General features: G+C 51.9%; 12 protein-coding genes (1 of these 12 only partly in view). 3 read left to right on the top strand and 9 right to left on the bottom strand.

What is annotated here, in order from left to right; all coding sequences use genetic code 11:
• Together INT22_RS17005 and INT22_RS17000 are read right to left on the bottom strand one after the other, a co-directional pair.
• A protein-coding gene (locus INT22_RS17005) for a sodium:solute symporter family protein (RefSeq protein ID WP_193068618.1) crosses the window boundary here: on the bottom strand, positions 1 to 158 show its start. The gene continues 1648 nt to the left of window position 1, outside the view; only the first 158 of its 1806 coding nucleotides appear in the window; it begins with the start codon at positions 156 to 158; its stop codon lies beyond the left edge, outside the window.
• A 6-nt stretch (positions 159 to 164) separates the two neighbouring features.
• The gene (locus tag INT22_RS17000) at positions 165 to 425 is read right to left on the bottom strand and encodes a DUF4212 domain-containing protein (protein WP_038477966.1); all 261 of its coding nucleotides are present in this window, start codon (positions 423 to 425) and stop codon (positions 165 to 167) included.
• Between the two features lie 595 nt (positions 426 to 1020).
• Here INT22_RS17000 and INT22_RS16995 point away from each other — a divergent pair.
• The 3 genes from INT22_RS16995 to ttcA all read left to right on the top strand — a co-directional run bounded on the left by INT22_RS16995 (position 1021) and on the right by ttcA (position 4526).
• Positions 1021 to 2838, top strand: a complete 1818-nt coding sequence (locus INT22_RS16995; RefSeq protein WP_193061848.1) for a putative nucleotidyltransferase substrate binding domain-containing protein — start codon at positions 1021 to 1023, stop codon at positions 2836 to 2838.
• A gap of 5 nt (positions 2839 to 2843) precedes the next feature.
• On the top strand, positions 2844 to 3494 hold the full coding sequence (locus INT22_RS16990; RefSeq protein ID WP_193061868.1) for a DNA polymerase III subunit epsilon: 651 nt from the start codon (positions 2844 to 2846) through the stop codon (positions 3492 to 3494).
• A gap of 66 nt (positions 3495 to 3560) precedes the next feature.
• Complete coding sequence (gene ttcA / locus INT22_RS16985; protein WP_193068621.1) at positions 3561 to 4526, top strand: tRNA 2-thiocytidine(32) synthetase TtcA; 966 nt, start codon at positions 3561 to 3563, stop codon at positions 4524 to 4526.
• Here the strand turns inward: ttcA and fnr are convergent.
• The 7 genes from fnr to INT22_RS21345 all read right to left on the bottom strand — a co-directional run.
• The gene (fnr, locus tag INT22_RS16980) at positions 4513 to 5265 is read right to left on the bottom strand and encodes a fumarate/nitrate reduction transcriptional regulator Fnr (protein WP_193061847.1); all 753 of its coding nucleotides are present in this window, start codon (positions 5263 to 5265) and stop codon (positions 4513 to 4515) included. The genes ttcA and fnr overlap by 14 nt on opposite strands.
• Positions 5266 to 5323: 58 nt before the next feature.
• Positions 5324 to 6751, bottom strand: coding sequence for an oxygen-independent coproporphyrinogen III oxidase (gene hemN / locus INT22_RS16975; protein ID WP_193068617.1), 1428 nt, complete (start codon positions 6749 to 6751; stop codon positions 5324 to 5326).
• A 128-nt stretch (positions 6752 to 6879) separates the two neighbouring features.
• On the bottom strand, positions 6880 to 7575 hold the full coding sequence (locus INT22_RS16970) for a sulfite exporter TauE/SafE family protein (RefSeq protein WP_193068616.1): 696 nt from the start codon (positions 7573 to 7575) through the stop codon (positions 6880 to 6882).
• Entirely contained in the window at positions 7572 to 7793 is a 222-nt protein-coding gene (gene ccoS / locus INT22_RS16965; protein ID WP_193061844.1) for a cbb3-type cytochrome oxidase assembly protein CcoS, read from the bottom strand. The genes INT22_RS16970 and ccoS overlap by 4 nt, the downstream gene beginning before the upstream one ends.
• On the bottom strand, positions 7790 to 10267 hold the full coding sequence (locus INT22_RS16960) for a heavy metal translocating P-type ATPase (RefSeq protein WP_193061843.1): 2478 nt from the start codon (positions 10265 to 10267) through the stop codon (positions 7790 to 7792). The genes ccoS and INT22_RS16960 overlap by 4 nt, the downstream gene beginning before the upstream one ends.
• Positions 10264 to 10788: a FixH family protein gene (locus INT22_RS16955; RefSeq protein ID WP_193061842.1), complete on the bottom strand. Its 525-nt coding sequence runs from the start codon at positions 10786 to 10788 to the stop codon at positions 10264 to 10266. The genes INT22_RS16960 and INT22_RS16955 overlap by 4 nt, the downstream gene beginning before the upstream one ends.
• 7 nt (positions 10789 to 10795) lie before the next feature.
• Positions 10796 to 11521, bottom strand: a 726-nt coding sequence (locus INT22_RS21345; protein WP_319022100.1) for a 4Fe-4S dicluster domain-containing protein, incomplete at its 5' end; no start/stop codon positions are given.

The following is an 11521-nucleotide window of genomic DNA, read 5'->3' as shown; positions in this document are numbered from 1 at the left end:
CAGTCAGCGGCAGTCGCCATACCGTTGGTGATAGGGTGAACGCCACCACCAGCAACGTAGAAGTCTTTAGTCGACCCGGCTCGTGCCCATATCGCAATCCCGATATAGAGCGCAAACGACGCGCCGACAAACAGTAAGTTAATGGCAAACTGGCTCATACTGGCTTACTCCCCAAGGCCGAATTTTGCATCGAGTTTGTTCATTCTCCAGGCATAGAAGAAGATCAGTACGATGAAGGTGAGGATGGAGCCCTGTTGAGCGAACCAAAAGCCCAAGTCAGTCCCACCAACGGGAATGCCCGCTAACAGCGGACGAAAGAGGATGGCACATCCATAAGAAACGAACGCCCAAACGGCCAAGCATCCAAAGATTAATCGGACGTTGGCTTTCCAGTATTCAGCAGCATTGGATTTGTCATCTGCCATTGTGGTGCTCTCCAGTTGTGATTTTTAGGGTTGGAAAGTTAACTCAGGATAGCGTGTGATCCATTAGGGCAATCCTTCATAGAAAACCGCTCTTTTAGTTGTCTGCGATGATTTAGTGCGATTAGACGCATATCACCTTGTTGGTTAAGTTGCTCTGCTGGTTAATGGTTTGGCAAGGTTTTCTTCAGTGCCTTGATAAGTGTTTAACAAGTGCCACGTGAACATCCTGTATAGCCCGTTGTTAATAGTGGGCAATAATTGCAAAAAATAAATCCCAGACTTTGGTATCAATGAGCTTTCAGTACGTATTGTGATGTTTGTTTTTTAAAATAAATACTTGTTTTTGATATTTTTTTAGTTTCTCTTCCTGGGTGATAGGACGATGGTCTATGGGTCGCTTAAAAGCAATGTTTGCTACTTTTAATAGGTGGTATATTAAATGGCCAAGTTTGCTAATTCATGTCGCTACTTTGGTCGCTAAACGAACGTCTTTACGACGTTAGCGGTATAGCAAAAGGTATAATAAAGGCGTTGGTTAAAAAGCAATCAAATCTTAAGCCATTGTGTTCTTCATCGCGATTAACTGGGGTCACTCATGATTGACGTTGATCTTTCCCAATTGCCCTTCACATTAATTGATGATGAAGGGCGTGACCACGTTCGTCGTGGTATGGACATCGCCTATTTTGATCGTGATGAAATTATTATCGAGATGGGGCAAGCGGGTGAATCGGTATTTTTGATTCACAAGGGCGAAGTTGCTGAACTGGATCCTACCCTGCCAGCGTCCAGTGCACGGATTGGGCACTACACGGCTGGTGATCTGTTTGGTGCCATTAGTATTCTGAATGGTAAAAGCCGCTATCGCTTCCAAGCTGAGCAAGAATGCTTGTGCTATGTGATGCCGAAGGCGCTATTTATAAAACTATGCCGTCATCATCCCGACTTCGAAAATTTCTTCAAACAGTCGCTATCTCACAAAGCGCGGTTAATGACTGAAAAGCGTGCCGAAGGCGGCGTGACCATGGCCGGCTTTATGTTGGCTAAGGTCAGCGAATGTATGCGTGAACCTCTTATCATGGATGCATCGACAGATATTGCCAGCGCGGTGCGTCAGCTCAACGATAGCCATGCAGATAGTTTGCTAGTCAAAACCCAGGGGGAGTTTGGCATTGTCACCAAAACCGATTTGCTCAATGGTGTGGTGCTGAACAACTTTGAGCATACAGCGCCCGTTGAGGATGTGGCCCATTTCTCGTTGGTAACCGTTACCCCCCATCAATACTTATTTGAAGCGCTCGTGCTGATGACGCGGCATAAAGTAACGCGGGTGGTGGTGATGGAACAGGGCGCCCTGAAAGGGGTGGTGGAGCTAACGGATGTCCTTAGCTATTTTTCGAGCCGTAGCTATGTCGTTAGTCTGCAGGTGGAGCAGGCAAGTAGCTTAGAAGCATTGGCGGCTGCCAGCCAACGTACGCCAGAATTGGTGAATGCGCTTATGGCGCAAGGGGTCAAACTACGTTTTGCCATGGACCTACTGGCCGCGTTGAATGGCCGAATCATCAATAAAGCGTGGTCATTTGTTATTCCTGAGCAGTATCACTCCCAAAGTTGCCTAATGGTGATGGGTAGTGAAGGGCGCGGCGAACAAATTCTTAAAACAGATCAAGATAATGGCCTGATTTTAGCCGATGACAGCCAATGGCCTTCGCTTGCCGAAGACATGAATGCGCTTACCCAAACGCTGATTCAGCTCGGCTACCCACCATGCCCAGGTAATATCATGGTGTCTAATCCTGAATGGGTTGGCACTGTGTCGCAATGGAAAAACAACATTGCTAAATGGGTGAGTGCAAGAGATGGCGATAGCCTAATGAAGCTGGCGATTTTACTGGATGCCCATGGTGTGGCTGGTAATCCGCAATTGCTAGACAGCGTGCGTGCGGAGCTGTTTGAACGCTGCTCACGGGATGAGCTATTGCTGTCCTACTTTGCGCGCGCTGCACTGCGTTTCTCAACACCGCTAACGCTATTTGGCTCCTTAAAAAAGCCCCAGCATGGGATCGATATTAAAAAAGGCGGTATTTTTCCCATTGTTCATGGGGTGCGCACAATGGCCCTCGAGCGACGCATTAATGCTACTTCCACCTTAGATCGCCTGGACGCTTTAGCAGAAGATGGTCGTCTTGATCGCCGTTTTGCGGATGACCTGGGCGAGGCGCTGGCGCTGTTTACCGAACTACGTTTAAAGCAGCAGTTGCAGACAGCAGAAGCGTCGACTCAGCAGCGCAGCAACCGTGTGGTGGTGCAAGAACTCTCGTCCCTTGAGCGTGATCTGCTGCGTGAGGCGCTGCATATCGTAAAAGATTTTAAGCAGCGGCTCTCCCATCGTTATCATTTGGAGTATTCGTGAGCGGAATGCGCTTGTTAGACCGGCATATGTCACTACTCAGTGGCTCGCTGCGTACATTAATGCAGCGCGAAAGCGACCGCCGACGCTGGGCAGATTCCCCCTACGCATGGCTGTTTCAGCCCTACATGGGGGAGGAAATGGTGGCGCTTGCCTGCCAGGCTAGCCCAGGCCAAGCGCCGGTGGTCAGCGTCGCTGCTGTTGTCTTAAGCCCAGGGAGAGTGCAGACCAGCCGAGCCTGGGTGGCTACCCTGGCAGAAGAGCAGAACAACAACGCCCCCGCGCTGCGGCGACATCATCAGCTGTATGCGACGGACACGGTGCTGGCGCCTAACGCTGAGCATCTTGGGGCGCTAGCTGAATTCATCGGTAATCGGCCGCTAATTGGTTGGCAGTTAGGCCGCTCGGTGGAACACCTTAATCTTTTGTTTAAAGCAGGGTTGGGATTTGGTTTGCCCAATGCCCAGGTCGATGTTGGTAAGCTACACTATCGCCAACTGCGTCGCTTACATCCGCAGTGTGAGACGAACGGCCACTTGACGGAAGCGCTCGCTCGTTGGCAAATGCCCGCTCTTCAGTGGATGGGAGTGCTGGGGGATGCAACCGCAAGCGCGCTTTTATATCTGCGTTTGCAGCGCGAGATCGCCCAGCAGGGATAGTCGTTACTACCCTCATGGGATGAATCCACGGGTTTATCTTGGGTGGACGTGGTGAGTCTTGTTAGAATGCCCGCTGCTTCTTCTACCATCGGCAGTGCCTACACCATGCTACAACCTGACTATTTTGACCCCGCAGCGCCTGATACTGTTTCTGTTGACAGCCCTGCTGTTAATAGCGCACAGACACCATCCGAGCATCACGCCGCTAAACAGAAGCGTGAATTTAATAAGCTACAAAAGCGCTTACGGCGAGAGGTTGGCAACGCCATCATTGATTATCAAATGATTGGTGAAGGTGACAAGGTGATGGTGTGCCTGTCTGGCGGCAAAGATAGCTATACGATGCTGGAGATACTGCTTAACCTGCAGCGCAACGCGCCGGTTAATTTCTCTCTGGTCGCCGTCAATATGGATCAAAAACAGCCAGGCTTCCCGGAGCATGTGTTGCCCCAATACCTAGATAAAATGGGGGTTGAATACCACATTCTAGAGCGTGACACCTACTCGGTGGTGAAAGAGAAAACCCCGGAAGGAAAAACGACCTGCGCGCTCTGCTCACGACTAAGACGTGGCTCTCTTTATGGGTTTGCCGAGGAAATTGGGGCTACGAAAATTGCCCTAGGGCATCATCGTGAAGATATTTTAGAAACGTTATTTCTTAACATGTTCTTTGGTGGCACTTTGAAAGCAATGCCTCCCAAGCTTTTATCTGACGATGGCAAGAATATTGTCATTCGCCCCCTTGCCTACTGCAAAGAGGCTGATATTGCAGAGTTTGCTCGGCTAATGGAATTCCCGATTATTCCCTGCAACTTATGTGGCTCTCAGCCCAATCTCCAGCGTCAAGTTGTCAAAGATATGTTGGCTGAGTGGGATAAAAAACATCCAGGACGTCTAGAGAGCATGTTTAAAGCGGTGACCAATGTAGCGCCTTCCCAGCTAGCAGACCGCCGTTTATTTGACTTTGCTGGCCTTGAAGCCAAACAAGCGGCGTTGATGGAAGGGCGTATTCAGGCGCTTAGCGTGGACTAGCCGACTGTTCTTCCTCTTCAGTTAGCGTGATGAGGCGCCGCATATCTAAAATATTAACCTCGCGCCCTGAAACAGCCACCACCTCTTGCTGTTGAAAGCGGCTAAGAATACGGCTGACCGTCTCTACCGCCAAGCCTAAGTAATTGCCGATGTCGGCGCGGGACATGGAGAGTCTGAAGCTATAAGGCGAGTATCCACGTCGACGAAAACGGTCTGAAAGGGTGACTAAAAAGCTGGCTAGTCGTTGATCGGCCGTCTTACGCGATAGCAAGCGCATCATGCGCCGGTCATCCCGCAATTCTTTGCTCATGCTCCGATAAAGCTGGCCACGTAGTTCGGGCAGTTCTTCGGAAAGCAGGTCCAAGCGATCAAATGGAATTTCACATACCGTTGTGGTTTCCAGTGCAATGACGCTACCGGGGTAGTGCTCTTCATCAATTCCGTCCAATCCCACTAGTTCGCTGGGAAGGTAGAAATTTGTCAGCTGATCATTGCCGTTCCCTTCGCTGGTCACCTGTTTCAGGCTGCCTGAGCGGACGGCATACACACTGGTGAAGTGATCGCCCTGGCGAAACAGGGGCTCGCCTTTTTTGAGCGGTGCGCGGCGGCGAATGATGGCATCAAACTGGCCCATATCCTCAAGCTCTAAGGCAAGCGGCAGACACAGCGAGCTTAGGCTACAGGTCTGACAGCGCGCCTCTTGCAGTAGTGAGCGTCGTTGGCTGGCGGGGTGTGGCATATCATTCTCCCTTTCTCGTTAGCCATCATAGGCCCAGAGGCAAGACGTCTCAACAAGCTTATACAATCTTAGAGTAGCGCTGAGTCGGCTGGTCAGCTATGCGAGCATCAAAGGCCATCGCCAAATGGCGAATCAGCAGCCGCCCAGTGGGGGTGGCGCTAATAACTTGCCGATGGCGAGTGATTAAACCGTCTTGCTCAGCTGTCTTCAATTGCTCAATTGCGGTGGAAAAATAATCACTAGCATCGATGTGCCAACGCCTTCCAACTGCCGCTAGATCAATGTGCATGTCGCACATTAGCCGTTCAATCACGTCTCTTCGTATTAGGTCATCCTTATTTAACCTTAATCCTTTGACGGTTGCCAGCTTACCTTGATCTAAGGCTGCTTCATATTGGCCAAGCTGAGTCGGGTTTTGTGCGTAAACGTCGTCAACCCGTGATATAGCGGATACGCCTAAGCCAACTAAATCGCACTGTGCATGGCTAGAGTAGCCCTGAAAATTGCGTTGTAAGGTGCCGTTGCGCTGTGCAATCGCTAGGCTATCGTCAGGTCGTGCAAAGTGATCCATGCCAATATGCACATAGCCTGCATTAGTCAGCATTTCTATGGTGGTATGCAAAATAGCCAGCTTTTCATCAGCGCTGGGAAGGTCCGTTTCGTTAATGCGTCGCTGTGGCGCAAAGCGGGTGGGCATGTGCGCATAATTAAATACCGACAGCCGTGCGGGGTTGAGTTCGATGACTTGGTTTAGCGTCTCGGCAAAGCTTTTTTCGGTTTGAAATGGCAGCCCATAAATCAAATCAAGATTGAGTGAGCGAAAACCAAGACGGTGAGCTTCTTCCATTAACGTTTCGGTGAGTACCCGGGGTTGTACGCGGTTGATAGCTTTTTGTACCTGCAGGTTTAAATCCTGTACGCCAAGGCTTAGTCGATTAAAGCCGAGAGATTGTAGGTGGCGCAAAGTAAATACGTCTGCTTCGCGAGGGTCTATTTCAATAGCGTAATCGCGATCGGCTGAGCTAGATAAACCAAAACGGGCATCTAGGCGATCAATCAGGTCTCCCATCTGTGCCAAGGTTAGAAATGTGGGCGTACCACCTCCCCAGTGTAACTGTTGCACCGGGCGTGAAGTGTCTAAATGGCGGGCAGTGAGCACCATTTCCCGATCTAGCCGAGAAAGGTAAGGTTCCGCAAGGGCGGTATTCTTCGTTGCGATTTTATTGCAAGCACAGTAGAAGCAAATTTTTCGACAAAAGGGCACATGCACATATAGGGATAGCGGACGGTGGCTCTCGTTACTGCGCGCTAGCGCCTGAGTAAAGTCATCGGCGCTGAACTGCTCATGAAACGCGAGAGCTGTTGGGTAGGATGTGTAACGTGGGCCACTTTTGTCATAGCGACGCAGTAGCGTTTCATCCCAGGCATTAGCCCCAGACACTTCCGTGTTGGTAGGTGAGAAGGCAGCAGTGGCATGAACGGGCATGGCGAGCGCTCCGAAGTGAGAAGTAAACAAAAGGAGTGACTGAGCGCCGTCGCTCAGTGTTCTCTCGGCATGCTACGTCGGTGTCACTTGGAATGCGTTGAGCTATATCAAACTATAGGAGGGTCTGACTAATGCGTTGTTAGGGAGATAAGCGTCCATAGTTGCCAAAGGGCGAAACTGATAATCGACAGTGCAGCGACGCTGCGAGTGGCAGGGGGGCGAATTAAATGGCTTAACTGCTGTGCTGCAAGTCCTGTTGCCAGCAGAGCGGGGAGTGTACCCAGTCCAAAAGCACCCATTAGCAGCGCGCCATCGAGTGGGTCTGCAATCGCTAAGCTCCAGGCTAGCATGGAGTAAACCAAACCACAGGGCAGCCAGCCCCACAGCGTCCCTAGGGCGAAGGCTTGAGGAAGATGCACGACAGGCATCAGGCGTCTACCTACTGGCTCTATATAACGCCAAAGGTGTCTTCCCACCGCTTCTACTTTCAGCAGTCCTTTCCACCAGTTGGCGATATAGAGCGCCATTAGGATGAGCATCAATGCGGCGAAAGCCTGCAGTGCAACACGTGCAGACGGTGAAAGTGAGATAAGTGTGCCAAGTGCAGCAACAATGGCACCCGCCACCATATAGCTGAGAATGCGTCCGGCGTTATAGCTAATCAGCAGCCCACCCATGCGGGCAGGGTGTCGCATGCTAGGCGGTACGGCAAAGGTCAGCGCGCTCATAATGCCGCCACACATGCCGATACAGTGGGCGCCGCCCATTAAGCCAAATACAAACGCGGCTAGCAGGGGCGGTAAATCAAGTCCCGTAGGATTCATGCAGGTGGCTCTTGGTTATCTTGAGAAGAAGAGCCACTTTTTTTACGCGCGGCACGCTGCTCGGGAGTCAGGTCATTCTCATCATCGTCGAATAGGATGCGGTGGGCTGGGCCTTCCAAATCGTCAAATTGGCCGTGTTTCACGGCCCAAAAAAACGCCCACACCGCGAGGCCCAGAAGAGTGAGTGAAAGGGGAATCAGTAAGTATAAAATCGTCATGCCATCACCGGTGTTGATAGGGCAATCTGAGGGGCGGGCGGCGTACGCCAGCGAGTGAGACGCAGCGCGTTACCTACCACAACCAGGGAGCTTAGCGACATGCCAATCGCAGCGAGCCAGGGGGGAATTAAGCCCATTGCTGCTAAAGGCAGTGCCGAAAAATTGTAGCAAACCGACCACAGCATATTTTGACGCATAATTCGGCGTGTGGCGCAGGAAATATCAATCGCCTCAAAAATACGCATTAGGCGTGGACTGAGCAGTATCGCGTCGGCGCGGGTCCGGGCAAGATCTGTGGCGCCATTCATAGCAATGGCAACGTCAGCGCCAGCCAATACCGGCACATCATTGATACCGTCACCGATCATCACGACACGCTCACCGCTGGCTTGTAACTCACGTAATCGCGCCAGCTTGCCCTCAGGCGATCTGCCAGCGTGCCACGTGGTAATATTGAGCTGTTCTGCCAAGCTTTCTACCGCTTCTTGCGTGTCACCAGAAAGTAGTTCTACTTTCAGTCCACGGGCTTGAAGTGCGGCAACGGTTTGAGCCGCATCTTCACGAACGCCATCGTGCAGCTTGAACCAGGCACGTGGTGCGTTGTTTTCACTGAGCAAAAGCCACTGGCCGGTGCCTGGCTGGGGCAGCGCGGTTGTCGTCGCAAAATCGGGTTTACCTAATCGCCATGTTGCGCCGTTCAAAGTGCCTTCTAGCCCGCTTCCGGTCACACTTTTGACGTTGCGTGCCTGCAGAGTGGCATCCCGAAATGGGCGAAAAGCCCTGGCAATGGGGTGTTCAGAGTGTGCCTCTAGCGCCGCTGCGATGGCTTGGGCACGCTCTTCACTGAGCGTCGTCTCGCTGTGGGCGAGATGCTGTTGGTCAATAGGATACGTTTGGGTTAGCTGCATTTCGCCGCGGGTCAGCGTACCGGTCTTATCAAAAATCACGCGGGTGACGTTGGAGAGTGATTCGATCGCGTCAGCACGTGTAATGAGTACGCCTCGCTGGCGCAATTGGCCATGTCCTGCTGTCAGCGCAGTAGGGGTGGCCAGTGCCAGTGCACAAGGGCAGGTGACTACTAATACCGAGAGTAGCACCCATAGCACACGAGACGGATCAATAAACCACCATGCTACAGTGACACACGCGGTAACGATCAGCAGCCGTAATACAAACAGGTGCGCCATACGCGCCGCCATCTGGGCAAGTCGTGGGCGACTTGCAAAGGCGCGATCGGTTAAATCGACAATACCGGCCACTCTGGCGCTATTGCCAGCATGGGTTACCTTTATGGTGAGCGGGTTTTCCATGTTTTGGCTGCCACCCACCACGCTTTCGCCTACCCGTCGAGTCACTGGCAAATACTCACCGGTCAGCATCGACTCATCAAGGCTGGATTCGCCGTCTTCGATAATGCCATCAGCGGGAACGCCATGACCGGGCTTGATGAGCACGCGGTCGCCTTCTTTAAGTTCACTGGCAGGCAGAATGCGTTCACTGCCATCAGCTTCAAGGCGAATAGCGGACACTGGCAAAACGCCGCTCAGCGCATTGCCACTGTGGCCGCTGCGCCGTCTGGCCCTACCTTCTACATAACGGCCAAATAGCAAGAAAAAGGTAAACATGGCGACCGAGTCGAAATAAACATCGCCAACGTTAAACAGCACTGCATAACTGCTCGCCAAATAGGCGCCGCCAATGGCTAGCGAGACCGGCACATCCATGCCAAGAACGCCGGTTTTTAGATCACGCAATGCGTTACGGAAAAAAGGTTGCGCTGAGAAAAATACCACGGGCGTGGCCAGGGCAAACGATAGCCAGTGAAACAGAGTGTAAAAGTCTTCGCTAAGCTCACCAGGCCCCGACACATAAATGGGAATGGAGAACATCATGACCTGCATCATCCCGACGGCCGCGACAATCAGGCGGCGCACATTCATGCGTTCTTCATGTTGCAAGCGCGTTTGGGCTTGGTCAGGTTCATAGGGCTGCGCATTGTAGCCAATGGCCGCTAGTTCAGCGAACAGCTGTGAGAGGTTGATGACGGCGGGGTCCCAGCTCACACGTAGGCGATGATGGGTAAGGTTGACCGCGCTAGAAGTAACGCCATCAAGTGCATTCAAACGGTGTTCAATGAGCCAGGCGCAGGCTGCACAGGTGATGCCGTCTATTGCGAGTGTGGCGCGTACTTGTCCTTCGTCACCCTCTGGGTGAACAAACTGCGCTTGTAGCCCTGGGTCATCAAATACCGACCAGGTTTCTGCTTTGGCAGCTTGGCGCTCGTCAGGGCGCTCTGGCATTTCTGTGCGATAGCGATAATAGCTTTCCAACCCGCCATCGACGATGGCATGGGCGACGGCTTCGCAACCTGGGCAGCATAGTGATTTGGATGTGTCGTCAATGTTAATTCGCCACGGTGCCCCTTCGGGCACCGGGTTGCCGCAGTGGTAGCAGCTAAGGGTGGTCGTGGTCATTCGTTCTCCGAGCGCCCGCCAGGTAGTAGTGCAATGGTGTTTTCGTCAGGAAAGCGTGCTTCTCCGATAAGGCGCCATTCTGATTCATCGCCTTGCTCTGGCTGCAGCTGTAGATACCAGCGATAGCGCAGATTGTCAGGTCCTTGAGTGATATAGCGACCTTCGCGCACATGCTCTAGTACAAACGACTGGTCACGATCGTCTTCGGTAGGAAAAATAAGATCTAGATAGAGCTTGTCTGGGCGAGCATCACCAGCAAGATCAACAACAATATCGCTGGTAAGCGGATCAATGCGTAACTCGGCACTTAAATTTAAAGTGCGCGCTTGCTCTTGCTTGGCGAATACCATGTTAATTGCTTTGCCGTGCTCGTAGTAATCTTCTTGTACCACCATACCGTCGTAGCTTTTGACCGACATAACCGCAAAGGTTGTGCTGACAATAATGGAGGAAAACAACAAGCCTAACAAAAACCATGGCCAGAACTGTTTGTACCAAGGCGTAATCGTAGGGTCTGACATAACGCATTTATCTCCTGGCGTTACCTAAGAAGCGGGCTTCACGCTCCTGACGGATTTGCTCATCTTGTTGTGCTTGTAGCACAAAAGTAATGGGGTGGCTGGGCTGGCTTAGATCTTGAGGGTTTGCCAGTACGGTGACGACCTGAATGCGAGATTCGCCTGCCGGCACGCTAATCGACGCGCTATCTAGCGTTAAGCTGGGAAGGCCTAACACACTGATTTGGTAAGTGTGTGGCTGGTTATCAAGGTTACGCACCGTGAGGCTGTAAACATTGCTGATTTGCCCTTCTCGGGTCATTTGATACAGCTGTGTGCGCTCACGCTCGGTGTCGAAACTAAGTGGAATGCGGTCGTTAACCGTCCAGGCAAACGCAACGACCATAATAATCAGCGCGGCAAAGTAGCTCAGCAGTCGAGGCCGTAAAATGTGGCTTTTCTTGCCTTCTAGCGCATTTTCCGTTGTATAGCGAATAAGCCCTTTGGGGTAGCCCATTTTGTCCATGACGCTGTCACAGGCATCAATGCAGGCTGCACAGGTAATGCACTCGTACTGGAGCCCATCACGAATATCAATGCCTGTTGGGCAAACCTGAACGCATAGCTCGCAGTCTACACAGTCGCCAAAGCCAGCTTCTCTCGCCTGAGTATGGCTAAGTGACTTCTTCCGCCGACCTCTTGGCTCGCCGCGTGCTTCGTCGTACGACACGATCAGTGTGTCGCGATCAAACATGAC

This window comes from Halomonas sp. 3D7M, assembly GCF_014897885.1.
In the GTDB taxonomy this organism is placed as follows: Bacteria; Pseudomonadota; Gammaproteobacteria; order Pseudomonadales; family Halomonadaceae; genus Vreelandella.
The sequence above is the reverse complement of the archived record's forward strand: the minus strand, read 5'-3'. Positions and strand labels throughout refer to the sequence as shown.

Coding starts and splice junctions, on each gene's coding strand:
- ttcA (WP_193068621.1), top strand. CDS start 3,561: ATGCCCGCTGCTTCTTCTACCATCGGCAGTGCCTACACCATGCTACAA.
- INT22_RS16990 (WP_193061868.1), top strand. CDS start 2,844: ATGCGCTTGTTAGACCGGCATATGTCACTACTCAGTGGCTCGCTGCGT.
- hemN (WP_193068617.1), bottom strand. CDS start 6,751: ATGCCCGTTCATGCCACTGCTGCCTTCTCACCTACCAACACGGAAGTG.
- INT22_RS16955 (WP_193061842.1), bottom strand. CDS start 10,788: ATGTCAGACCCTACGATTACGCCTTGGTACAAACAGTTCTGGCCATGG.
- ccoS (WP_193061844.1), bottom strand. CDS start 7,793: ATGACGATTTTATACTTACTGATTCCCCTTTCACTCACTCTTCTGGGC.
- INT22_RS16995 (WP_193061848.1), top strand. CDS start 1,021: ATGATTGACGTTGATCTTTCCCAATTGCCCTTCACATTAATTGATGAT.
- fnr (WP_193061847.1), bottom strand. CDS start 5,265: ATGCCACACCCCGCCAGCCAACGACGCTCACTACTGCAAGAGGCGCGC.
- INT22_RS17000 (WP_038477966.1), bottom strand. CDS start 425: ATGGCAGATGACAAATCCAATGCTGCTGAATACTGGAAAGCCAACGTC.
- INT22_RS16960 (WP_193061843.1), bottom strand. CDS start 10,267: ATGACCACGACCACCCTTAGCTGCTACCACTGCGGCAACCCGGTGCCC.
- INT22_RS16970 (WP_193068616.1), bottom strand. CDS start 7,575: ATGAATCCTACGGGACTTGATTTACCGCCCCTGCTAGCCGCGTTTGTA.